The sequence below is a fragment of the Marinoscillum sp. HNIBRBA16962 genome, assembly GCF_057801515.1.
Map to the genome: position 1 here is coordinate 2,901,372 of NZ_CM173603.1, position 26,098 is coordinate 2,927,469.

The following is a 26,098-nucleotide window of genomic DNA, read 5'->3' on the forward strand; positions in this document are numbered from 1 at the left end:
TTTATTCGGTAGCTCTTAACCCGGATTCTGGAATGCGGGTTATCAAGGCTCCAGTGTCAAGTCATCGGCAGCCTAAACCCACGGTAATCCGGGGTGTTTTTTGAGCCATTCCGGCGTTACAGAAAGACTCACGCGGACAGCCAGTCGTAGCTATGGCTATGCTCATTTTTTATGCCTTGCCTATCTCAAAACCTACTGCTGCCTTACCCGTCATTTACCGTTGACCTGGCACTAGCCCCGAAGGGGAAGAAAGATGTTACATGATTTTTTCATTGCCCGGTTTCCTTTTTGAATTATATTTATAGGTAATGCTTAAATGATACCATCCATAGTTGTTGGCCTAACCATGTACACCTAAAGGTATTTCCCCATGAAAATTCTTCTATTGCTAACTATCAGTTTTATCACCATTCCTGGATTTTCACAATTGCCAGCTGTATCATCAGGCGCTTATCGGTGGGCCGATTTCCCAGTTGAAAAAGGGGATGATAGAGAAGGTAGGAAAATAATTGAAGGAGTATCCCCACATTTTGAATATCTGGAAATGCATGCGACCACTCAGTACCCAGGAGCCGAACCAAGCCAGGCTCATGCAAATGAGGATATAGAGGAAGTAATCATCGTAAAAGAGGGTAGGATGAAAGTGACTATAGAGGGGGAAAGCACCATTTTAGGGCCGGAAGGTGTGATCCTTTTATTACCCATGCAGATGCATTCGCTGCAAAACGTGGGCGATAGTAATCTTACATACTACGTGATGCGGTATCGTTCCAAAAAGGAAATGAATGTTGAAAGGGGACAATTGTCCGGAGGATCACTGACGCTTAATGCAGATTCCCTGGTGTTTAGACCCAGTAGCAAAGGAGGAGGTCGAGCTTATTTTGACCGGTCTACAGCCATGTGCGAACGCTTTGAAATGCATGTTACCCGGTTGGATAAAAAAGGGCCGAGTCACAATCCGCATCAGCATATTGAAACAGAAATTATCCTGGTACTTTCCGGTACCACAGAAATGACCATTGATGACAAAGAATACAAAGCCTCGGCGGGAGATCTCTATTTTGCAAACTCAGGATCGATCCATGGTATCCGAAATGCCACAGATGAGCCATGTTCGTACTTTGCATTTAAATGGAATTAATTTTTATTAACTCAGAAATTAGCGCTTTATCTTTAACTGGAAAGACAATACGAAAATAACCTATTGGCACCTTTTAATTGGTGCGGTCCTAATAACAACCCTGATTTCCTTTCTGTTTGTTTTCAGACCAAATCAGATCGAACCGTATTTCTTGTATCTGCCTGTAGTATTCTGGTCGGGAATAGGTCTTACAGTAGCGCTTGTGGTTCTGACCTATATTGGATACAGGATCTTTCCCTTTAAGGAAAAGGATCAATGACGCTCTGGATTATTGTTTTCTTCACCATGTTTTTTGGGGCACTGGCATTTGCCGCATACCGATCCTAATCTAAAAACCGGTCCTCACAGGAGTTTATGTTTGCCGGATCGAATATTGGTGCATTGCTGGGATTCCCCACTTTTTCTGCAGCTCTTTTCAGTGCTTTTACCTTTATGGGTATGCCGGACTTTTTTAGGTCTCACGGTGTGGGAAGCCCACCCAATTCACCAGAAGACGATGGGAACATTTTGGGCGTAGCGGGGCTAAGCTGCTTTGGGGTTGCGAAGCCTTTGCGGTTCGTGATGATGGCCGGGCCAACCCAAACCAGTTAGTGATCAAAAAAGACAATCTGGAAGAACTGAAAGGGCTTTTTCGGCTGATCACGGATGTGCACCAGAAAGATTTCGGTCGCACAGCTATTCCGAAAAAAAATTAAGAATCTCAAAAAATAGTTATACATTTGAACTTAGTTAGTATTACTAACGTAAATACTTCATTTACTAACAATTTCAAGTAGTCAGCTATGAAGAAGCTAAAAGAATCTTTTGAAAATTTACGTTACGATCTACCCGCGAGTATCATTGTCTTTTTTGTTGCTATGCCCTTATGTCTGGGCATCGCTTTGGCATCCGGCGCTCCGCTTTTTGCCGGGATCATTGCCGGTATAGTAGGAGGTATTGTAGTAGGCTCAGCCAGTGGATCTCCTTTGGGAGTGAGCGGGCCTGCGGCAGGACTAGCTGTTATTGTATTTTCGGCCATTGCCGCATTGGGTTCGTGGGAGGCATTTCTTTTATCTGTGGTAATAGCGGGTATAATACAGTTGGTAATGGGGTATCTGCGGCTGGGTATCATTGCCTATTACTTTCCGACATCTGTCATAAAAGGCATGCTAACAGGTATCGGCCTGATTATCGTTTTAAAGCAAATACCCCATGCCCTGGGTTATGATGCCGACTATGAAGGGGACCTGTCGTTCCAAACTGCAGGGTCCAGTAATACATTTGAAGATCTGGCAGCTGCTTTTGAGCTTGTGACCCCCGGCGCTTTGATCATCTCAGCTGTTTCGTTGTTTCTCCTGATCTTATGGGAAGCCGTGTTGACTAAAAAGCATCGCATTTTCCAGCTCCTCCAGGGTCCTGTGGTGGTAGTGATCGTGGGTATTCTATTGAATTGGTTGTTTGAGAAGGGCGTGCTTCCATTTAGCCTTACGGGTAAGCAGCTTGTCAATATTCCGGTGGCTGGTTCTCCGGCAGAATTTTTTGGACAATTTTCCTTTCCGGACCTGAGCCACCTGACTAATCCCCAGGTCTATTTAACGGCCATGGTAGTGGCACTCATAGCCAGTCTGGAGACGCTGCTATGTGTTGAGGCTACGGATAAGCTTGATCCTTATAAAAGAATTACGCCTACCAACAGGGAGCTTAAGGCACAGGGATTGGGCAACATGATATCAGGCCTGATAGGCGGTCTCCCCATCACACAGGTAATCGTAAGGAGCTCAACAAATATCACTTTCGGGGGCAGGACCAAATCTTCAGCCATTATTCATGGTTTTTTCCTGTTTATCTCTGCCCTGGCCATACCACACGTCCTCAACATGATCCCTTTGGCCACGCTGGCCTGTATCCTGTTTGTGGTGGGCTATAAGCTGGCTAAACCGGCATTGTTCAAATCCATGTACCGCCTGGGATGGAATCAATTTGTGCCTTTCGTCGCGACTGTGGTAGGCATTGTCTTCACAGACCTGCTGGTAGGGATTGGGATCGGAATGGTGTTCGCTATTGTATTTATCCTGCACGGCCACTACAAAAACCCTTACATGTTTCAACTCAGTAAGGTGGACGGCAAAGATATTCATACCGTCATGCTTGCAGAAGAGGTGTCTTTTCTCAATAAAGGCAGCCTTCTGAAAACACTTAAACTTTTACCTGACGAGGCTAATGTGGTGATCGATGGGACCCGATCCAGGGTGATCGATCACGATGTGATTGAAGTGATCCGGGACTTTATGGTAAACGCAGGAAACAGAGATATCCAGGTAGAGGTGAAGGGCATACCGCTTCTTGAGCAAATTAGTGATGAAAATGACTACCATGCAGTGACCGAAAGAGGCATACACCTTTCCACTGCCAGCAGAGATTAATAAACCTTTTAACAAAAAAATAAGAAAACATGAGAACGTTAACAAAAGAAATGCAAGATCAGCTAACTCCTGAAAAATCCTTTGAATTACTAAAGGAAGGGAATAAGCGATTTGTTGGTAACCTGAAACTAAACCGCAACCTTCTGCAGCAGGTAAATGAAACCTCAAACGGTCAGCATCCTTTTGCCTGTATTTTGAGTTGTATTGATTCGCGTACATCTGCGGAGCTTATATTTGATCAGGGTCTTGGGGATATCTTTAGCTGCCGTATCGCCGGAAATGTCCTGAATGAGGACATTCTGGGCAGCATGGAGTTTTCCTGTAAAGTCGCGGGTTCCAAGATCATTGTCGTTCTCGGGCATTCCAGGTGCGGGGCTATAAAAGGGGCCTGCGATGGAGTGAGAATGGGGAATTTATCTACTCTTCTTGATAAAATAGAGCCCGCTATCCGCGCCGAAGTAGCCACAAAGGAGAACAGGAACGCAAGCAACCCTGAGTTTGTGGAGCATGTTGCCGAGCTTAATGTGCACATGGTTTCCAAACAAATTGTAGAAAAGAGCGATGTACTCGCTGAAATGATAAAAAATGGTGAAGTAACCATAGTAGGAGCGATGTATGATGTGCAGACGGGTCTGGTTGAGTTTTATGAAAAGGAGATGATCACAGCTGAAAACCTTGCAGAAATGGTCGATTATTAGGTTGTTCCATCTTCGCCAAGGCTACGATGGACGAAGTGGGTTGTTGGGCTATTAGGTTATTGGGCTATTAGGCTATTAGGTTGCTTGGTTATTCAGTAACTTATTAATCCAATAGCTCATTAACTCAGGATAGCGGAAATTCACGAGATACAAAACTGCGTACACCCAAGTGTTTGTTAGTACTTCCTTTAACTTTACAACGAAGATGTTGTGTTAATTTTGCCCGGAGGCTAGATATCATGGAGCACGTAAAACAAAAAAAGACGTTCAAGCCAGTGAGGATCCATATTGATATGGATGAAAAGCTCTATCTCAAAGATCCGAACTCTTCAGAGCTTGGGGCAAAGATCATTCGGTTTAGTATTGAGATGATTGACCAAATGGGGTTTGAAGCTTTTACATTCAAGAAACTGGCTTCTCGCATAAAAGCAACGGAGCCTTCTGTGTACAGGTATTTTGAGAGCAAACACAAGCTATTGCTGTACCTGCTTGCCTGGTATTGGAATTGGATGGACTACAAATTGTTAATGGCTACCAACAATATCGATTCTGCTGATGAACGGTTGCGTATTTCCATCAGACTTCTTTCTCAGCCTATAGAGGAAGACCCAAACTTTGAGCATATAGATGAAACAGCCCTGTACCGGATAGTGGTGTCTGAATCTTCTAAAGTGTACCTGATCAAGGAGGTAGACAAGGTAAACAAGGAAGGCTTATTTATGAGCTACAAACGGTTATGTAATCGTGTAGCTGCTATCGTCAAGGAGATCAACCCGGAGTACAGGTTTCCCCGGGCGCTTATTTCCACACTCATTGAGAGCTCACATGATCAGAAATTTTTTGCCGAGCATTTACCGTCTTTGACTGATATCGATCAAACACAGTTGAATGACACTACGGAGTTTTTATCAGAGCTGGTTTTTAAGGCTATTCAGAAGTGATTTTTTGATCAAATCAATTTCAGTAGCAAAACGAGTCATGAAACCGAATCAAAAGTCTATCAAAAATCAGCAAAAATCATAGTTCAAGACATAAAAACAAAGCAACCCGCATATCCCTATTCAATAAACGGATTTAGCATAAGCCAGCAAACGAATTAGATCCACTGCCTTACCAAGGTCCCATTGCATGGCTGCTACAATGCCGTGGATGGCAATGAGCTCTCTGTTTACATACCTCTGCTCGTCTAAATACAATTCAGTCAGACGTTGCTTTGCATGACCATAACCGCTAGTCGTATAGGCTTTTAGCACTACTACGGCATTCTCCTCATCCGTCTTTGCTCTCTTTTTTGGTGCATAGCCCATCTGTCTGATCATCGTTTCCGCCAGCGACCAGGTAGACCATGGGTTTTGGCCGGTCACCAGATTTCCATCCTGCACTACATTTTCCAGGTACATAAAACCTTCATCAAAGCGGGCGCCCTGTTCGGCAAGCTTGTCCTGCAAAAGAAAAGGAAAGATGCCCGTAGCCTCCGGGATCAAAAACAACTCTTCTTCATTGGTAAATCCGCAAACGGTTTTGTTGACGAGCATGGGCTTTCCATCGTCCAGGGTGACGTTTACCAAAGCCGCGGGTCCGTGACAGACTGCCCCGATAACTTTTCCTGAAGTATAATATTCACGAACTAACTGCTGAATGTGCTTATTGTCAGGAAAGTCGAACATCGCCCCTTTACCGCCTACAAAATAGACCGCCGCATAATCTTCGGGATCTACATCTTTCATAGCGATGGTGTGTTTCACCTTGTGCTGAGCTGCAGGGTCGTTCAGGAAAGCATAATCATAAATGCCCATGTCTTCATCATCCCGGATCTCCGGTGGTTTTCCGCCAAGCGGACTGGCAATGGCTACTTCAAAGCCATTGTGCATAAATACATAATAAGCCCTGGCCAGTTCACTCAATTCATAACCGGTAGGTTTGCCGCTGCTCCCCATTACAGCACAACTTGTAACCACAGCCAGTACCTTGCCTCTGTTGGCGATAGAGTCAGTCGTGAGATAAGGTATTTCTTTCGGAGTGGTTGCTGCTAAAACAGCGGTGTCTGGTGCAGGCCCCAGCAAGCTCATAAACCAAAACCCAAAGCCTGCAACAGCGGCAATTAAACCTGCCAGCGTGATCAATGACCACTTGATGATTGTTTTCTTCTTTGCCATAAATTTTTTTTTGTTTTTTTATGGCAATTAAAAGGCTAAGTAGGCAGTTTTTCTCCCGAAATGATCATTTGATAAGCGTAAAAGATCATTTTGTCAGCTCCTTTCTAAAAGCTGCGGGTGTTTTACCCGTGTGATTTTTAAAAGCGGTGTTGAAACTGGAAAGGCTGTTGAACCCTGCTTCAAAAGCAATGGCGGCAATGGTGAGGTTATTATATTGCTTGTCTTGCAAGCGCAGAATAGATTCTTCTATCCGGTAGTGATTGATAAATGCATTAAAATTCCTTTTACTCTTTTGATTAATAACCATCGACAGCACCTGTGGGCTGACGTTCAGCGTTTGACTAAGTGAGTTTAGCGAAATGTAGGGCTGCTTATATTGCTTATCCTTTTCAACAAGTTCTACAACCTTGTGAAAGATCCGGTCGATCTGTTCTTCCGGCAGGGGAGTGGTCTTATACTTTTGCTGGTCTACCTTTTGGATGTAGCCCTGCTGTATCACTATAAAACTAATGACATAGGCTACCATGGAATAGAGCACCGGCCCAATGACATAAGGAACAATATCATCGAGTAAATTCAGCACGTAGGCCACCCAAATAACGAGCAGTCCGTAAAACATGAGTGTAAGCAAGTGATAGATGTCTTTGTTTAGTCCGGCTCTGCTTTGTTTTAATATGTATGACCGGCTGACAATAAGATAAACAAGGTAATGTCCGTAATAGGAGGTAAATACGGCTACAAAAAGCAACAGGGGAAGTGTATTCAGATGACCTTCTTCAATCCATAAACCAAAACAGATACCTAAAACAGCCGGAATAAAATGAATCAGGTGTTTCTGCCTGAAACGGAAAGCCCTGTCGCTACAACTCTTCACAAATAAATAATAAAGCGGGCCAATGGCCATCAGGGTGCCTAACCCGGTAAAAATGAGTTTTACATGCAGATGTTCGGCAAACTCAAGAAAAACCGATTTGCCCACCCGAAATGAAAGCACCAGCAGTAGTATACTCAGTATTCTGTTGGACAGGATGCGGCCTTTCTTATAGCTCCATAAAAATGCAGCCAGAAACAACCCATGAATAACACCCAGGCCACTGACAATAACTAAAAAAATATCGCTTGCAAGCATAGCGGCAAAATAGCCAAAACGGACTTATTATATAAGCTATCACCTAAATCATGGTACGGGTCACGCAATCAAAATCTATTTGAGTCGGCGTATTCATAATCTAACTCTTCTTCGCCAACTAAGACAGCGCTATTTTTCTTTCCGGTAATTTGAAGGGGCTTATGTGTTTGGTTTGACCCGCAGCTGGCGGGACGCCCAATTCTACTTTCATGTGTTTAAAATTGATGAAATCAGCCGCGCCGCGTAGGCGGTTTGCCACTAGGCGTGCCCCACCCAATTTTGATCATGTGCGGTTGGACTACGCGTCCCGGTGTTCTCAATATCTGGGTTGAGCATCATGCTCATTTCATTAATATCCCATAGAGTGAGATAAACCCATCTCAATTTCATATTTTTAAAATTCCATTAACACCGGAGACGATGAACCGGATTTAAGGAAGTCCTTGAATCCAAAGGAATTAAACAGATCTGGCTGGCAGAAGCTGTGTAAAAGTTATAATATGGTGAATTCTTACGTGAAGAATAGGAGGCAGCCTAGTTTGGAAAATTTGAATAAAATAGCCAATATTCTTGATGTTGATGTTAAAGATTTAATCGTAAGCAATAGAGATGTCTGACGTTCACTCACCAGAAGTGAGAAGCTATAACATGAGCCAAATAAAGGGTAAGGATACTAAACCAGAAATTCTGGTAAGGAAATACCTTCATTCTACTGGATTTCGATTTAGGCTACATGACAAAAGACTACCGGGCAAACCAGATATTATTTTAAAAAAATATAAAACAGTTATATTCGTAAATGGCTGTTTCTGGCATGGGCATAAGGGCTGCAAGTATTTTGTAATCCCAAAAACCAGAACCAAATGGTGGGTGGAAAAGATTGATGGAAACAGGAAACGAGATAATAATAACTACATCAAACTGACAAAAATTGGCTATAATGTTTTGATTGTTTGGGAATGTCAATTAAACTCGAAAAGTGTTAAAGATTTTTTAATCGATTTATCCAAAAAGATTAAGACATATGGATGAATTAAAAGATATTTTCGAAGCATTTGGAAAAAAGCACCTGTGGGAAAATTTTCGTGAATGCCATTATTTATCTAAGAATGAAGATGATGCTGCAAAATACTCAGATCAGCTAATAGAAACATACAATGATTCTGATCGAACTTATGACAGTTTCGAAAGCACATGCAATGAACGCGTTTTTTGGAAAGAAGAGAATCAAAGAAAAGGGGATCCGGTCATGCTTACAGGTGAAGATGAATTATTGGGGCACCTTTCTGATCAAGACCAGTTTTCTGAGGATATTGCTGCTCAGTTAATCTTAAAGTCTGGTAAAGTCGCAGCTGCTCCATCAATTAAGCGAAGATTTAAAACTGAAAAATGGAGAGACTTGGGACTAGAATATGGAAACGACGGCATTTCGTTTAGGTCTTATCAAATGTGGGCATTTAGAGACAAAATTGATAATGAGAATTACCTTGAAGAGAAAGGAGCTGAATTAAATGGAATGTCATGTCGATTGGGGCTTGACAAAAGTGAATATTTTGCTATATTATATCCAGGTAAGAATTTAGAGTTAAATAAACCAACGTTTCTTGATGCTGGTTTTAATGATCAATGGAGTCCAGGGGGGCAAACAATCCCAATGGCATCAAACTGTGAATCTGATGGTGGAATGGATGAAGTTGTTCACAAACCTGTTAAATTTGATATGTTACTTGATTTAAAAGAAACTACTTCCTGATGGAACCAAATTTTAAAATGTCAGATAAAATAAATTCTACTGAAGACCTGATTCGACTTATTAAAGAAAACAGTCTGCAGGTAACAACAAAAGGTAAAACTAATTTACTTAAGCTCGCCCAGGAAATAAGAGAGGATCACACTGATTCTGAGAAAATTGAATATCTGTCTCTTGGAATTGTAAAACATTTTAAAGAACTCAACCCAAGGGATTTTGTCAGCTTATTAAATTTTTTGGCTCTTGCGGAATTCCAGTCCAATAGTTTGGCTAAATCAATCAAGAATTATCTTCGAAAGAATTTTACAACTGAAGAAGATATTGTTAAGAGAGCAGTATTGTTAAAATCTATTCTCCAGTTGGATCCATTTGTTTTGAGTTTGTCTGATTTAAGGGCCGAAGGGCTGGTGAAGAATCATTATCCGGTCCTGTGGTTTGAAATGCTCTTCAATGCTGATGAAAGTAGCCTAAAGGAAAATTTCCAGGATGGAATATCTAAGATTATACAGGAACTCAGGTTAAAATTTGGCGACATCTCGCACTTGATTGAAAGTATATGGAATAGTAATCTTGATGAGTCCGAATTACAACAAAGAATTTTTGACTGCTTTCTTAGTGCTCTGAGAACTGAGACTGATAAAAGAAAACTAATGGAATTTGGAAGAGCTCATAGTATAATTGATAACGATCATAATCCCATTGCTTTATCGGTACGATACAACATTTGGCATACTCGAAGAAAGTATGTTAATGATCTGAGAGATTATAAAAGTTCTTTACTTGAATTTGCCACAACCTAAGGATGTGAAAGATAAACGTGATTCTGAACTCCCATATTCATTTTTAGTAAATGATATTCTAGATTCAATTAACAAATGCTTAATCGTATGTTTGGATTCAGACCCTAATGAATTAGTTCAAACAAATGAGAAGCTTTATACTCCTTTCATTGAGCTTTACAACCGATATAAATCTGGACTAAGAAGGGGACAAGACAAACATATAACAGCTGGACTTCCACCTACTCATAGATCAAGATCCAGTATATACTCTCGAATTGCAAATCTGACCATTGAGTCCTATAAAGATATTATTGACAGTAAATTGTTTTTGTTACCATCTCCTCTTTCAATATTATATAAAGCACTAACCGTACCAGAAGAACCTCAGTCAGCTTCATATGCCATTGTAACAATAAAGGCTCAACTATATAAATTATTCAATATTCATCCACCTTTTTCAAGGCTTAAAACTGACTTTAAAAACTTATCTGAACTTAAACTTGACAATATTCAAGCTGCACTATCTTCTTTTGAAAATTACATAAATGAATATGCTAGGTGGCCAAAATCTACAGGTCTGGTAAATGAAAAATTAGATAAAGAAGATAAAGTAGATAATGATGATTTTAGTGATGATGATGAACCTGAAAAAACCAAAGAGAAGGTTCTAAGTGAAACGAAAAAAACTAATCTCATAATTGGTCACTTTCTTTCAGCAAAAGGTTATAGTTATCTGTGGTTTTCTTCATCAAAAAAAAGAAAACAATTTCTTGAATATAAGAAAATAGAAGATCAATTTCTTAAATCCGATTATAAGTTTTGGGGGTCAGACAAATACAATGAATTGCCTAATTTTTCTGAATTGATCAACATGCTATGGGGCATACCCCTTCCTATAAGAGGAGCTGATGTTCTGTTTCATGGTGGAATCCAGTTATCATCTGACTCCAGTCTGGTAATTAGTATTAGTGGTGAGCCCGGCAGTGGTAAAACTTCAATTGCCTTAAATCTAGCAGCAGTACTTTCTCCTTTTAAAACAAAAACTCTTTATCTGACATTGGAGGAATCAAAAAATGACTTAAGAAACAGATTGATCAATCTTATACCTACCTATCTCAAGAAAACCACAATTTACTCTCATCCTTCAGCGGACAATGATTGGTTTTTCGTTCTTGAAATGAAGGAGGACTGGAGCCTGAAACTATTTGAAGAAGTTATAATTAATGAGCTATCAGAGAAAACAGAATCTTCTTCAAATAATACTAATTCACTTCCTCCAATCTGTCCCTCACTCATTATCATTGACAATATTACTGAGTTGGTACTTGGATCAGATGAAAAGATTCTATATGAAGAATTACAGAAATTCATTGATAAATGCAGAAAGCTGAACGCTATTGTTGTTTTACTTTCGGCCGAGGGAATCCCACAAAAAGTAAATCTGGATTATTTGGTAGATGTTTCAATACACCTTGAACAAAAAGGTGTCAATGATGTTAGTGAGAAACCGGCACGAATATTCCAGCTTACCAAGACCCGTCATCAGGTTTCAAGGCAAGGGGCCCATATCTTTCATTTAGGGGCTAATGTTGGATTCAGTTTGGCTCCACAAGTACCTTCACAGATAGATAAAAAAGAGAACCTGAAGACGCTTCTTCCTGATAAGAGCTTAATTCTGGATGTTTTCAACATCATCGATAATAAAAAGATTATCAATAAAAAGTCCCGACTGGATCTCTACTCCCGATCTAAGATACTGATCCATGGGTACGGCAGTTCTGGTAAGGCAGGATTGGCGCTGAATATTCTATTATCTCCAAGAAACGTAATAGATAAACGAGTTAATGCAAAGAGAAATCAGATACCACTGAGAAATAAAGTTCTTGTCTTGTCCTTCCTGTATCCCCAAGAATACTATGATCCTCTTGTAGATAGGATTCAGAATAATTATGAGTCATACCAGGCATTTAGAGGAAAAGTAGATTTCATAAATTTTTACCCTGGTTTTTTAACTCCCGAAGAGCTAGTTGCCAAGATAACACGAAAACTTGACGGTGCAATCTTGGAGGGTGAGCCCTACAATGGAATTGTTTTGGACGGGCTGCACAATGTATTTCTTCAGTTCAAAGTGTTACAGGAAAGAGATATGGTCTGGCCACTTCTTTACAGCATCCTCTCCAGGTATGACGTGGCTGTGGTTACAACATTTACGAATTTCACCTCAAATTCAAGAATCATTAGCGACGAGAATTACTCTAAGAATGGAGGCGAAATTATTTCCGATTCAGTTTTGATGAGGAAGGGTCAAACGCCATTTCTCCATGCTTTGGTTCGTGCAGCTGATTTTTATATTGTAACACAGGAAGGAAGGATCAAAAATGATAAAAACAGAAGATCATATTTTATCCAGTTCAAAACAGTTTTGGGAGGACAAAAACTTCCGGAAATAGTTTATGAATGGAATCGTCAGGACTTGGTTATTCCGAGAACCTATGGAGTTAACGAGATTGAATTTTTGTAATGATTCCTATAATAGATTTATTCGCCGGACCAGGAGGCTTGGGAGAGGGGTTTATGAGCCTGATTGATGAAAATGATCATTCTGTATTTGATATAAAGCTATCGATAGAGAAAGACGAAAATGCACATAAGACATTAACATTAAGAAGTTTTTACAGGCAGTTCAAAAAAAATGCAAGGCCTATTCCGGAAGAATACTATGAGGCCATACGAGAAGTTGATCTGAAAAGAAGAGAAGCTCTCATTAAGCAAATGCTTGACAAGTATCCTGAAGGGGAAGAAGCTCGCAACGAGGCTGTTTTAGCGGAATTGGGTTCTAAGGAATGGCCAAAAGAACGCATCGATCAATTAATTGAAAACAGACTTGGAGTTACAAATGAATGGGTTCTTATAGGAGGACCTCCTTGCCAGGCGTATTCAAACGTTGGCAGGTCACGAGTTGGTGGTATCGATCCGGAAGATCACAGGGTTTATCTATACAAGGAATATTTGAGGATAATTGAAAGGCATAATCCGGCAGTATTTGTAATGGAGAATGTCCAAGGGCTTCTGTCAGCCAAGGTGGGAGATGAGAAAGTCTTTGACTGGATGAAAAATGATTTACAGGTAAATGGTTTGTACAAGATTCATTCATTAGTAAAGCCGGTTGAGAATGATAAAGATTTTTTGATTAGGGCTGAACATTATGGAGTTCCTCAAAAAAGACACAGGGTAATCCTACTTGGTGTAAGGAATGATTTTAATCACCAAGGTAAATACCTTGATAAAACGAAAAATGTCAATTTACAATCTGTAATTGACAAACTACCTCCAATCAGAAGCGGGATTAACCGTTCTTTTCGTAAATATCACGACACTGAAGTTTATAAAAATGGTTTGCCGAAAAGGTTATACACAAATCTTGAGGACAATGATCAATCCTGGCTGGATCTGATATCAAGTCAAATTGACAAACTCAAAAACTGGGGAGAAATTCCTTTAAACGGATTAAATAACGGGCCAACACTTTATCAAAATGGAGTAGGAAGTGAATTTGTCAAATGTACGGATACAATTGATAATAATCATCCATTAAAATCCTGGTTTCATGATCCTAAGCTTAACGGAATAGCTAATCATGAATCAAGATCACATCTGACACAGGATTTGATGAGATATATGTTTGCCGGCCTTTATGTTGAGAAGTATGGAACCTTCCCTCGTCTTCAGGATTATGCCAAGCACCATTCCGATTTGATTCCTGATCATGCAAATGTTGAATCTGGAAAATTTACAGACCGATTTAGAGTTCAAGTTGCTAATAAACCAGCCACAACAGTAACCAGTCATATTTCAAAGGATGGGCACTACTTCATTCACTATGATGCCAGGCAATGTAGGAGTCTTACAGTAAGAGAAGCTGCGAGAATACAAACCTTTCCCGACAACTATCTATTCAGAGGCAGTAGAACTCAACAATTTCATCAGGTAGGAAATGCTGTCCCACCATATCTAGCTTTTCAAATATCAAAGCTAGTCTATAGTCTTTTCGGATAATACACATTTTTATTATTTACTATATTTTAAATATGTAGTAAGTTTATGCAACTTATTTTATATTTGTACCGTACATATTACTCATGTGTAAATATTATTCCTATGGAAACTAAAAGATCAAGGTTTGAAAAAGTTGCTAGTAAACGAGTTCAGTATATAATAGACAAGCTGGAATTACTTTCTAATTGCTCAAATAGAAATAACTATGAATACAGCGAAGATGATGTAAGAAAAATGTTCGCTGTAATTCGAGATCAAGTGAAACTGGCTGAGTCAAAATTCAACGAGGAGATCAATAGGAAGACTAAGAAAACATTCAAATTTTAAAGCATATGAATAATAGACCACCAAAGAAAATTGTAGTGAATCAAAAGTTAGAATCAGTCATTTCTGAATTAACTTTAAAACAACTGTTCTATATTAAGAAAGATCTGAGATTAACATCGGAAATCAGAAAGGATCCAATATTATGAGAGAGTTTGACGAAAAATACAGTTGGGATTTTGAAAGGACTAGTCTATTCGATGGCCTAAACAATCCAATGATAGAACATTTCTCAGGGGGGTATTATCATTTGGCAAGAGAGGTGATACAGAATTCTATTGATGCTCCGAATGATAAGACTAAACCTGTTAAAGTTGTTTTTTCTCAAGAAATGATTCCCAGGAAGTTTTTCCCTGGGGTAGAAAAATTTGATAATATTCTCAAATCCTGCCTTGAAAGCTGGGACAAGAACCCGGAGGTGAAAGAATTCATAACAACAGCGAGAAATGTACTGAGTAAACCAGAATTGCCACTTTTGAAAATATCAGATTATAATACTGTAGGACTTGAAGGACAAGATAATGACATGACTGGCGGTTGGTTCTCATTAGTAAAGTCACGAGGTGCTAGCTCAAAAAGAACCGGAGAAGGGGGGTCGTTTGGAATAGGAAAAGGGGCTGCATTCAAAACTTCTCCTTTACGAACTGTACTTTATTCGACATACAGTAAAGACGGATTTAGAAAATTTCAGGGTATAGCAGAGCTTGTCACCTTCAAAGAATCTGAAAGCCCAAGAAGGGGTACCGGATCATTTGGTTCAAGTAACTATGGCTCTATCAAGAATCCGATTGATATCCCCGAATTTTTCCTTAGGAAGGAAATGGGCTTGGATATTTACATAGTTGGTGCAACATTAAACGAAAATCAGTCTGATGAATTGATCAAATCAGTTCTTAGAAACTTTTGGTATGCTATTTACAGAAATGAGTTGATTGTCGAGGTAGGAGATATTGAAATCTCAAAAGATACTCTTGAAAGGTTGCTTGTTCAACATTTTGAAGATCAACCAACTAAAGATCACATCGAACCAGTAGGCAACCCATTAACATATTATGAGGCAGTAACTAAAGGAAAGCCTTTTGAAACTGAATTACCAGTCATTGGTAAGGTACTTTTCTATTTCTATAAAACCACTGAGCACCTTAATCATATTGCAATGATTAGAAAATCTCATATGGTAATCTATTCCAAACAATACAGACACCCTGACGCATTTGCCGGGGTTTTTATATGTGATAATACTTTAGGGAATGATGAATTAAGAAAAATGGAGCCACCCGCTCATGACAAATGGGATCCGGAAAGAAATGAGCAAAATGGTAATCTAATAATAGAAGAAATTGGTAATTGGATTCGTGGAAAGCTAAAAGAGCTAAGAGAAATTCAATCATCAGGCTTTCAGGAAATACCAGGTCTTTCAAAATACCTCCCTTTTAATGATGATAATCAAAGTGAAGACAGAGGTGATAGTGAAACAACAGAAATTGAGTCTGATGAAGAAACCGTCTCTCTGATGCAGAAGAAAAATATATTCGAAAGCTTTCCTGTAATAAACCCCTATTCTGTTTCTATTCTGAACTCTCCTGAAAAGGGATTAGGTGGTGATGGAACTGTTGTTAGAAGAAAGAAAAAGAAGACAACAACAAAGAAAAAAAGAAAAGGTGGTGGAAGTGGTGACACTCCAGCGATCCGGCACTCTCCGGTTCAAGCCAGATCATTTGTTGTTGATAAGAATGAAACAATTCTCAAATATGCCATCGTCCTTAATCCTAAAGAGAGCATAAAATGTTCTTTGAAACTGTCAGCAGTAGGAGAAGAAGGAGAGGAACAAATCATTATAAGGTCCGCTAAAGACGAGCAGAACGTTGATTTGAGGTTTAGCAACAGCACAATTTCCCTTCTCAGACTAGAAAAGGAGCAGAAGAAAAAAATTTATGTTGAACTGGAATCAAAATTTAAACTATCCCTTAAACTTCAGATAAATGATTTACAATAATAGACACTATCCACATCCGGTACTTGGAATTGGAGATGATATCAATGGGGATGTTCAGGTTAAACTTAAAGTTTCTTCTGATTCTGAATATATTGTTTTGGAAAATACATTTTCCCTTAATAATGAAGACCTTCTAAAGTTAATTGAAGAAAAAAAGGCTTGCTACTCCATACACTTGACCTGTGCCGGAACATTTTTCAGAATTAATTACACTTCCGACAAAGAATTAACTGACCCTATAAAAATTAAGTCATCTGATCTTAATGGAGAGGTTGAATTGGACTATTTCGTTTGTGCAAAAGAAGATATTAACGAATACTACAACAAAGAAAGTAATGATGATTACGATGACACAAAATTTAACCTAAGTAAAGGTGATATTCTGGCCTATTTGGGCAAAGGAAAGTTTTTCGCCAATAAGACTTTCCAGGAAACCACATCAATTTCATCATTAATGAATATTAACACTGATGGGAAATCCAATCATTCCTTTTATTTGGATTATGGTGATGAAAAGATAACCATATACTTATGTCTGGAAGACTATGAATTGTATCAGGAAATTAAGCTGAAAAAGTTTGCGGCAATCCTTCATTCGTCACTAGTACTACCAGCCCTTCAGCAGGTTATTACATTTATGGACACAGAAGAGTCTATTGACTACCAACATACAACTTGGTATGGAATTCTGAGTGAAATACTAAATAATCAAAGTGAGGAAGACTCTTTAGCAAGGGCTCAAAAAATACTGGAATTACCTTTAAGGCGTACTTTTAACTCTATGAGAGAACTTCAAATGATTTACTGACATGAATAAGATAAGAGTTTTTACAAACAGCTTTATAGAGCGGCTTTATACTGAGTCTCAGCAGAATCCCGATTCATATATGATCGAAGAAAATAGTTTTCAAAATGATTCTTATGCTGTTGGTGAAACTGGGTTGGTGGTTGATCAAAAGACATTGGATGAGATTAATAATTCTTCAGGATCACCAAAGGAGGATATTGACAACTCAATTAAAATTTTTGAAGCATTGGACATCAATTTAACCACAGCATCTGACCCAAGGCTCTGGACTTGTCTTACTCATACCATGTTTTGGAGTTATATGAAAAAAAGATGGCCTTTAGAGGGTCTTGATAAGCAGAAAATGAAAAGTCGCATTAACAATAGATACCACTTAAGAAACCTTTCTCTAAACAATTTATCAAGAAATGGAATCTCCAGGTTATGGTGGATTGCATATCTGACTGTTGATGAGACAAGAAAAGATAAGTATGAGTTAACGAGAGTTCTAGCGTCAAGAGCGGACCTTATAGCTGGATTATTGGAAAGGTATTTGGGATCTAGTGAGAACATTAGAAAATCCATTTTACAATTTCTTTTAGAAAATAAGCTATTTCTTGAAAAAGAGGATAAGAGAAGAGAGTTGCTCAGAAAGATTAACCTTATGGGTGGGGTTAAAAATATCCCTTTACTGAATCAATCAGAAATACGAACAGAAATCGCTGCAATCGTTTAGCAAAGAAATTGTTTCATGAACAAATGGTCCCAACTCCACCCACTTTCTAATATCGATCAGCTTTAAGGGACCATAATTGCTAAAAATTTCCACGGGTCATGTTTCTGATATCCTCAGTTATAGAAAGGCCTTTCAAAAAATGTTATTCGCATTTTATCCGTAAGCCAACAGCAATAACCAGCCTGTCCCGCCCCACATACGATCCCATAGAGCTAGCCCCCTAAATGTAACGCAGGCGACATTTCGGAGAACGCAGCCTTCTTCTCGTACAGCGCAGGTTGCTTCTCGTAGAGCGCAGCTTATAACCCCGAGAACGCAGGTTGCTTCTCGTAGAACGCAGTGTTCAACACGGAGACCTCAGGCATTAGCTACTATAACGCAGCCTTCTTCTCGTACAGCGCAGGTTGCTTCCCGGAGAACGCAGCTTATAACACGGAGAACGCAGGATACCACGCGGAGGCCTCAGGTATTAACTGCCAGAACGCAGCTTGCTTCTCGTCTGGCGCAGGTTGTTAATCCTTCATTGGCTTTACAGTTCAAATCGTAATACTAATTCAGCTTTACAGGCTATCTGGTAATCCTGTTAAGGTTTTTAACCCCTATAACGAAATTGTAATGCATAATCCGCGTTAAACGCCATCACAGAAGCAACCGCGCTTAAACAAATACGGTTTAAAATTCTTATCATATCTGATGGTACCTTAGGTTAATTGACCAATAGTCCTTGTGACTCATATATGACCAAAGCAAGAAGGATCTTAAAAAAATATACGCTAAAGACCCTAAAGATATTAGGATGGATCGTCATGAGCTTGGTGATCCTTTTCATCACCCTGGTCCTTGTGATCAGAAGTTCCTGGGGACAGGACTTTATCGTATCCAAAGCATCAGACTTTCTATCCGGGAAGATTGATACGAAATTTTCCATTGACAGGCTGTTTCTGACCTTTACGGGAAATGCCTACCTGGAAGGGCTCTATCTGGAAGATCAGCAGGGAGATACCCTGGTGTACTCCCGGTCGCTGGAAGTATCCGTGGCGCTGCTCCCCCTGATAAAGGGCGAAACCATCGATGTGAAGTTCGTGGACTGGTCGGGGCTTACCGCAAACGTCTCCCGGCCAGAGGCTGGTGAGTACAATTTCTATTTCATTGTTGAGGCCTTTGCGCCATCAGACACTACGGACAACCAAACTTCAAAAAGCGCATCCAACCCGGAAATAAAGGTTGGGGAAATCTCCCTTTCCGATTTTGACCTGTCCTTTATAGACAAGGAAATGGGAATAGAAGCATCACTCAGCCTGGGGAATCTGCTCCTGGAAATGAATGAGCTTGACCTGGAAGGCATGCGTTTCGATGTGGAGGAGCTGACTTTGAAAAACTCCCGGATGTCCTACGAACAGCACAAATCGCTACCTGCATCTACTGACGCCAGTTCCGGATCCACTGCACCGGTATTTATGGTGGAAGAACTCAACATCTATAACGTAGAAGCCACTTATAGCGCTGCGCCGGACCAATTTCATGCAGACACCCACATCGGGGAGCTGGAAATGGAATTGCCCCTGGCAGACATTGCTTCACAGAAAATCGACCTTGACCGACTCTTCCTGGCAAACACGGAATTCAAGCTAAGAACCGCTGCCACGTCTACTTCGGCGGATACCGCTAAAGTCACTTCTTCCTCATCATTTGAATGGCCCGACTGGACGGTAGTGGCTAAAGACATTACGCTATCGGACAACAACATCCACATTCATACCGATACCATTCGCCCTACACCCGGCGTGTTTGAGCCTTCGGTACTTGCCGTAAATGGATTTGGGGTTGAAATAGCAGACCTGTCCCTGCAAGACCGGCAGGCCTCCGTCCGCATCTCTTCATTGAATTTCTGGGAAAGAAGCGGGTTCATGCTGAAAGACCTTGATCTCCAGCTCGACATAAGCGACCAAAAGCTGGCCGTCTCGGACCTGCACCTTGTTACGGAAGGAAACCAGGTCACCGGAGCTGTCACTGTTTCCTGCCCGTCCATTGCCGCGGTGATCAAAAGCCCGGAAGCAGCGTCCTTTGATCTAAAGCTCGACCTGGCTGACATCAACATCGGGGAAGCTTATTATTTTGCACCCTCCCTTTCCCGAAACACCTATTTCAGGTCAATTGCTGCCAAACCTCTGAACGCTACCATTCAGGCAAGCGGCGACCGCAATCAAATAACTACACAAAAAACCCACATCAAGTGGGGTAGTGCCACCGAAATATCCATTGACGGGACGATAGGAAATATCACCTCGCCTGATACGCTTATGCTGGACAAGCTGTGGTACTCCATCACCAGTTCCAAAGGGGACCTGATGACCTTTCTGCCTGACAGTATGGGTATTTCGGTGCCTGCTAAAGTTCAACTAACAGGCAATGCCGCAGGCGCGCTCAACAAGATCCACACGGAAAACACCCTGAACACCTCCGAGGGTACAGTCAGGTTAAGTGGCGATTACCAAAACAAAAACGACAACACTTCATTTGACCTGAGGCTGGAGACGGATTCCCTGCGACTGGATAGGATCCTCCAATACGATCAAGTGGGAGCAGTGTCTGCAGTATTGAACCTGAAAGGAAGCGGGACCGAGCTGGCCACCCTGGATGCCCGGCTGACAGCTGATTTCCACCAGTTGGAGCTCAACGGGTATGACTTCTCGGCCCTAGCTCTCCAGGGACAGATGGAAAATGGTGATGGAAAAGTCACCGTGAATTACAAGGATGAAAACCTCGATATGGACCTGGACTCAAGGTTTACCCTGGACTCCTCCAGCTCCAATATAAACCTGGTCCTTAACCTGAAAGGTGCTGATCTGAAAAGACTCGGCATCACCCGGCAGGATATCCGCACCCAGCTGAAGTTTACTATAGACTTTATTGGAAACCCGGAGGAATTTGATGCAAATATGACCGTAGCAGATGCCCTGGTCGTCTACCAGCGGGATTCCTACCCGTTCGATCAACTAACGGCTGATCTGCACATCCGCGAGGACACCACGGGCATCAAAGTGACAAGCCGCCTGATCGATATCAACCTGTTTTCAAATGCAGGCCCAACCGAAATCAACCGGGCAGTCCGGAGCCAGTTAGCTGAATACCTGGACCCGGACACTAAACGCGACTCGGTGAGAAACCCGGTCGAAATGCAGGCGAACATCGCCCTCAAGCAGGACCCGCTTATCAATGATGTATTCCTGACCCGGTTGAACAGGTACGAACCAGTAGTCCTGTCAATGGATTTTCAGGAGGCAAAAAACAAGCTCACCGCTTACTTCAGCGCCCCGTACATTGATTACGACGGCAATGTGATAGACAGCCTGGGTCTTGAGGTACAGGGAGACAGCGGCAAACTGGAATTTAAGGCCGGATGGACAGCCATTGATGCCGCGCCGTTGATGATCGAAAGAACCTTTCTAAGCGGGAAGCTGGACCAGGAAAAGCTCCATGTGGCCCTGCATGCGCTGGATGACGGAGAACCATTCTCACGCATTGAGTCCGTATTTGAATTATCCGGGGACACTACCTACTTCCACATCCAGCCTGAAGGCTTGCTACTTAGCCAAAAAGAGTGGTCAGTACCGCCGGACAACCGGATCATCATGGTTGATAATCACATCGATTTCCGGAATTTCCGGCTCCACCGTAATGGACAGGAAGTGGAAGTAAAACGATCTTTAAATGACGGCCATGAGGATATCCACATAGCATTCCAGGGCTTTAAGCTGAGCACACTTACGAACTACCTCAACCAGGAAGAACCGCTTGCCAACGGCATGCTACACGGGGAAATAACAGTGGAAGATGTGTTTAACAAATCAGCCCTGCTGGCAGATCTGCGGATTGACAGCTTTAAGATCAGGCAGGCTGATATGGGGTCACTTTCGATGAAAGGGTCCTCAGCAGGCGGAAATAATTACAACTTCAACATGGCCCTTACAGGAGGCAATGCCGAGCTGGAGCTGGAGGGTTCTTATATCGTAGATGAACAAAATACTTCACTAAATCTCGATCTGGCGCTCAACGAAGTTCAGGTGAAGGTACTGGAAAAATTTGCTCCTGAGCATATTTCTGAAGCCAGTGGGGTCATTACCGGGAACATGAATATCACGGGTAGCCCGGGATCTCCGGAGTATTCCGGGAAGATCAACTTCGACCAGGCTACTTTTATAGCTACTGCTGTCAGTACCCGGTTTACTTTACCAGCTGAGCAACTGAGCATTGACAATGCAGCCATCACGCTGAATAACTTCACGGTTTTGGATGCTGACAAAAACCGTTTTACCCTGGACGGGCAAATCACCACCGAGTCCTTTACAAATCCCGGATTTGACCTTTCGCTGAAAGCAACCAGGTTCCAGGTATTAAATTCCAGTGACAAAGCTGCTGAATTGTTTTACGGTAAAGTAAGCCTGAACGCAGACCTTACCATCCGTGGTGATCTCAATGTTCCCATCGTTCGTGGAAATGCCACTGTAAACGAAGGTTCAAATTTTACCTTTGTAGTACCTGAAACACAGCTTCAGGTGATAGAACGTGAAGGGGTGGTGTTGTTTGTCAACAGGGAAAACCCGGATGACATCCTCACACGGATAAAAGAAGAACAGACCACCTCCGCAGCGCTGGAAGGCACGGATGTGGATATAGAGCTGAAGGTGGAGCAAAATTCCGTTTTTAAGATCGTGATCAATGAACGCACCGGGGACAATTTCCAGGTATCCGGCACCGGTGACTTTGCCATGAATATCGATCCGAATGGGCGCACCTCCCTGTATGGCAGATATGACATCAGTGACGGACATTATGAGGCCAGCCTTTACAACCTGGTGAAGAGACGCTTCGGTATTGACTCGGAGAGTAGCATTACCTGGAGCGGCGAACCGACAGAAGCACAACTTAATGTAACTGCCCGCTATGAGGTGAGCACTTCGGCCGCCCCCCTGATGGCTACCCAGACCTCCTCCGCAAGTGAAACGGAAGCTCTACGTTACCAGGAGCGTTTGCCCTTTCTGGTCTACCTCAATGTGGAAGGCTCCCTTCTACAGCCATCGCTTAGCTTCCGGCTGGATATGCCTGAGGGCGAGCAGGGGAAACTGGGCGGTCAGGTATATGCCCGCATCCAGCAGATCAACAGTCAGGAAGAGCAACTGAACAAGCAGGTCTTTGCCCTGTTGGTAATGAACCGTTTCTTTCCGGCATCCGGAAGTGATGGCAGCAGAGGAGGGGCAGAATCCATCGCCCGGGACAATGTGAGCAAGATCCTTTCCGGCCAGCTCAACACCCTATCGGACAAACTGGTCGGCGATAGTGGTTTTAACCTGGATTTTGGGCTTAGCTCATACACCCAGGGAGATGGTCAGGCCCGGACCGAACTGGACGTGAGCGCCCAGCAAAGGCTTTTTAATGACCGGCTCGTTGTAAAAGTAGGCAGTGAAGTAAACATTGAAGGAAGTGGCCAGGAAACTTCGCAGGGAGTGCCTATGCTGGGAGATGTCAGCCTGGAATACCTGCTCACTGAAAATGGCCGCTATCGACTTAAAGGGTTTCGCAAAAACGAGTTTGAAAATGTGATCGACGGCCAGCTGATCGTTACCGGACTAGGTTTTATTTTTAACAGGGAATTCAACACATTCAGCGACCTGTGGGGTAATACGGATAAGCAAAAAGAAGAAGCTGCAAATGACTCGGAAAAGTAATTCCAAAAAATACATGTACTGGTTGCTGCTCTGGCCATTGGTATTTAGCTGTAGCGTGACCAAATACATCCCCGAGGATGAAAAGCTCTATAAGGGCGCGAATATTAACCTTTCTTTTGCAGAAAAGGCAAAAGACAAGTCTGATATACAGCGCGAGCTGGAAAACCTGCTGTACCCAAAACCAAACTCGAAGTTCCTGGGATGGCGGCTTCCGCTACTAGTACACTACAGGGTCCGGCATGACAAAGGGAGCTTTATCACAAAGTTCATCAATAAGAAGATCGGTGAAGAACCCGTATACTTTTCGGATATAGACATACAAAAAACAGAAGAACTCATCTCCAATAGACTGGAAAATAGTGGGTTTTTCCGAAGCGAGGTAAACTCACTGACTCGGCCGGGAAAGCATTTTACAGGGGTAAACTATGACGTGGAAGTAAGCCCTCCATACGAATTAAAGACCTACAGCCTCGATACCTCTGCCCGCCGGATACATGCCGAAATTAAAAACTCCATGGAAAAAACCCTGCTAAAGCCGGGTACGAGGTTTGACTTGCAAAAATTCAAATCCGAGCGGGAGCGGATAGACGAATACCTCAAATCCAATGGTTACTACAATTTCAATTCGGACTTTCTGATCTTCGAGGTAGATACCAACCAATATGAAACACGTCAGTTTGACCTCTTCCTGCGGTTGAAAAATGAAGTGCCGCATAAGTCAACCATTCCCTACATGCTTGACTCCATCAAAGTTTACCCCAACTACTCGCTGGAAAGTCAAACCACCTCCGGCATGGATACGATCACCCTCAGAAACATCGAATTCATTCAAAACGGAATCTTTTTCAAACCCAAACGCCTGACTACTTACATCCTGTTGGATGGGGGAGAAAAATACGATCCACAAGAATCAAAAGTCACCAGTAAAAGGCTCTCTACTATTGGTACTTACAAATTTGTCAACATCCGCTATGAAGAGGTAGGTAAACCGGACTCTACCGATACCCTTGGTTATTTAAATACCAAGATATTCTTATCCCCTTTGAATAAACGCTCCATCCGCGCGGAAATGCAGGCCATAATGCAATCCAATAACTTTACAGGGCCAAACTTATTGCTCACATACACCAACCGAAACCTTTTCAAAGGTGGCGAATTACTCAACATTAGCGGGAACGTAGGCTACCTGACCCAACTCACTGATGGTAAAAATTCCGGGCTTAGCAGCACTCAGTTTGGGTTGAATACGAACCTCATATTACCACGCCTGATCCCCATAAACCCTGTAGATAAGTATAAATATGAAGTTCCAAAAACAAAAATATCCCTGGGTGTGGAGTATTTCAACCGCAGCCAATTATACACCCTGCAGACGTTTAGCGGTTCATTCGGCTATACCTGGAATGCCTCCCAATACATTTATCATCAATTGAATCCTGTAGATGTGAATGTGGTAAAACTGTCCAATACCACACCCGAATTTGAAGACATTCTTGAAGGCAACTCTTTTCTGGCAAGCAGCTTCGACCAGCGGTTCATCAGCGGGCTCAACTACAGCTTTACTTACAGTGAACTAAGTAATAATAAGATCAAAAACCCCCTTTTCATTATTGGTACGTTTGAAACGGTCGGCGGCTTATTGAGCCTGACTGGGAAAGAAGAATTTCTAGGGTTGCAATATGCTCAGTATTCCAAAGTAGACGGAGATATTCATTACCAATTCACCTTTGGAAGCCAAAAGATCGTTACCCGGCTTTTCGGTGGTATAGGTGTTGCTTATGGCAATTCGGAAACCATGCCGTATTCCAGGCAATACTTTTCCGGCGGGCCCTATAGTGTCAGGGCATTTCGGATCAGGGCGCTTGGGCCCGGCACCTACTCGCCAGAGTCCAATGATGTGGGGTCCTTCTTCGACCAGACGGGGGACATCAAGCTGGAAGCCAACATAGAGTACCGCTTCCCGATCATCAGCATATTGCACGGTGCGGCCTTCGTAGATGCCGGCAATGTGTGGTTAAGGCAGGTTAACGAAGACCTGCCCGGTGGAAAATTCTCATCCGACTTCCTGGCTGAGTTAGGTATGGGCACAGGCGTAGGCCTACGTGTAGATATCCAGGGTTTTGTCATCCGGGGAGACTTTGCATTCCCGATCCGAAAACCTACCCGGCCCGCAGGGGACAGGTTCCTGTTTGGTATCGACGAGCTGCTTTTCAATTTTGCCTTTGGGTATCCTTTTTAATCCTACTTTGTCAAGTTTAACATCGCCGTCTGGGCTTGTGTTTCATTATAGTCGTTACTTAAGAAAATAATAGTAGTTTTATGAGAGCTCCAAAGGAGCGGAATCAAATAGCTTAGGGTGTAGCCCAAAGTTATTGCAATGTTCAACCATAGCCCCAACGGGGTGTAATAAAGTGC

General features: G+C 42.1%; 17 protein-coding genes. 15 read left to right on the forward strand and 2 right to left on the reverse strand.

What is annotated here, in order from left to right; all coding sequences use genetic code 11:
• The first annotated feature begins 370 nt into the window (after positions 1 to 370).
• From AC3E9V_RS12195 to AC3E9V_RS12210, 4 genes are all read left to right on the forward strand, one after another.
• Positions 371 to 1,141, forward strand: coding sequence for a cupin domain-containing protein (locus AC3E9V_RS12195; protein ID WP_488753480.1), 771 nt, complete (start codon positions 371 to 373; stop codon positions 1,139 to 1,141).
• 782 nt (positions 1,142 to 1,923) lie between these two features.
• Positions 1,924 to 3,543, forward strand: coding sequence for a SulP family inorganic anion transporter (locus tag AC3E9V_RS12200; RefSeq protein ID WP_488753481.1), 1,620 nt, complete (start codon positions 1,924 to 1,926; stop codon positions 3,541 to 3,543).
• 29 nt (positions 3,544 to 3,572) lie between these two features.
• Entirely contained in the window at positions 3,573 to 4,241 is a 669-nt protein-coding gene (locus AC3E9V_RS12205) for a carbonic anhydrase family protein (RefSeq protein ID WP_488753482.1), read from the forward strand.
• A 239-nt stretch (positions 4,242 to 4,480) separates the two neighbouring features.
• Positions 4,481 to 5,182 carry a TetR/AcrR family transcriptional regulator gene (locus tag AC3E9V_RS12210; protein ID WP_488753483.1) on the forward strand — a complete coding sequence of 234 codons (702 nt, stop codon included), beginning with the start codon at positions 4,481 to 4,483 and terminating at the stop codon, positions 5,180 to 5,182.
• Positions 5,183 to 5,302: 120 nt separating this feature from the next.
• Here AC3E9V_RS12210 and AC3E9V_RS12215 read toward each other — a convergent pair whose 3' ends face one another.
• The gene (locus AC3E9V_RS12215) at positions 5,303 to 6,397 is read right to left on the reverse strand and encodes a type 1 glutamine amidotransferase domain-containing protein (protein WP_488753484.1); all 1,095 of its coding nucleotides are present in this window, start codon (positions 6,395 to 6,397) and stop codon (positions 5,303 to 5,305) included.
• 85 nt (positions 6,398 to 6,482) lie between these two features.
• Entirely contained in the window at positions 6,483 to 7,526 is a 1,044-nt protein-coding gene (locus AC3E9V_RS12220; protein ID WP_488753485.1) for a helix-turn-helix domain-containing protein, read from the reverse strand.
• A 500-nt stretch (positions 7,527 to 8,026) separates the two neighbouring features.
• On the opposite strand from AC3E9V_RS12220, the gene AC3E9V_RS12225 reads away from it, so the two are divergent.
• The 11 genes from AC3E9V_RS12225 to tamL all read left to right on the forward strand — a co-directional run bounded on the left by AC3E9V_RS12225 (position 8,027) and on the right by tamL (position 25,922).
• Entirely contained in the window at positions 8,027 to 8,143 is a 117-nt protein-coding gene (locus tag AC3E9V_RS12225; RefSeq protein ID WP_488753664.1) for a helix-turn-helix domain-containing protein, read from the forward strand.
• Positions 8,136 to 8,558 carry a very short patch repair endonuclease gene (locus tag AC3E9V_RS12230; protein ID WP_488753486.1) on the forward strand — a complete coding sequence of 141 codons (423 nt, stop codon included), beginning with the start codon at positions 8,136 to 8,138 and terminating at the stop codon, positions 8,556 to 8,558. Before AC3E9V_RS12225 ends, AC3E9V_RS12230 begins: the two co-directional genes overlap by 8 nt.
• A complete protein-coding gene (locus AC3E9V_RS12235) occupies positions 8,551 to 9,279 on the forward strand; it encodes a hypothetical protein (protein ID WP_488753487.1) in 729 nt (242 codons plus the stop codon). Before AC3E9V_RS12230 ends, AC3E9V_RS12235 begins: the two co-directional genes overlap by 8 nt.
• On the forward strand, positions 9,279 to 10,076 hold the full coding sequence (locus AC3E9V_RS12240; RefSeq protein ID WP_488753488.1) for a hypothetical protein: 798 nt from the start codon (positions 9,279 to 9,281) through the stop codon (positions 10,074 to 10,076). The genes AC3E9V_RS12235 and AC3E9V_RS12240 overlap by 1 nt, the downstream gene beginning before the upstream one ends.
• A 4-nt stretch (positions 10,077 to 10,080) precedes the next feature.
• On the forward strand, positions 10,081 to 12,579 hold the full coding sequence (locus AC3E9V_RS12245; protein WP_488753489.1) for an RAD55 family ATPase: 2,499 nt from the start codon (positions 10,081 to 10,083) through the stop codon (positions 12,577 to 12,579).
• Positions 12,579 to 14,114: a DNA cytosine methyltransferase gene (locus tag AC3E9V_RS12250; protein ID WP_488753490.1), complete on the forward strand. Its 1,536-nt coding sequence runs from the start codon at positions 12,579 to 12,581 to the stop codon at positions 14,112 to 14,114. Before AC3E9V_RS12245 ends, AC3E9V_RS12250 begins: the two co-directional genes overlap by 1 nt.
• Positions 14,115 to 14,583: 469 nt before the next feature.
• Positions 14,584 to 16,434, forward strand: coding sequence for a hypothetical protein (locus AC3E9V_RS12255; RefSeq protein ID WP_488753491.1), 1,851 nt, complete (start codon positions 14,584 to 14,586; stop codon positions 16,432 to 16,434).
• A complete protein-coding gene (locus AC3E9V_RS12260; RefSeq protein WP_488753492.1) occupies positions 16,421 to 17,242 on the forward strand; it encodes a hypothetical protein in 822 nt (273 codons plus the stop codon). Before AC3E9V_RS12255 ends, AC3E9V_RS12260 begins: the two co-directional genes overlap by 14 nt.
• A 1-nt stretch (position 17,243) precedes the next feature.
• Positions 17,244 to 17,957 carry a DUF6339 family protein gene (locus AC3E9V_RS12265; RefSeq protein ID WP_488753493.1) on the forward strand — a complete coding sequence of 238 codons (714 nt, stop codon included), beginning with the start codon at positions 17,244 to 17,246 and terminating at the stop codon, positions 17,955 to 17,957.
• A gap of 737 nt (positions 17,958 to 18,694) precedes the next feature.
• Entirely contained in the window at positions 18,695 to 23,683 is a 4,989-nt protein-coding gene (locus AC3E9V_RS12270; protein ID WP_488753494.1) for a translocation/assembly module TamB domain-containing protein, read from the forward strand.
• Positions 23,667 to 25,922: a translocation and assembly module lipoprotein TamL gene (gene tamL / locus AC3E9V_RS12275; RefSeq protein ID WP_488753495.1), complete on the forward strand. Its 2,256-nt coding sequence runs from the start codon at positions 23,667 to 23,669 to the stop codon at positions 25,920 to 25,922. Before AC3E9V_RS12270 ends, tamL begins: the two co-directional genes overlap by 17 nt.
• Positions 25,923 to 26,098: the final 176 nt, after the last annotated feature.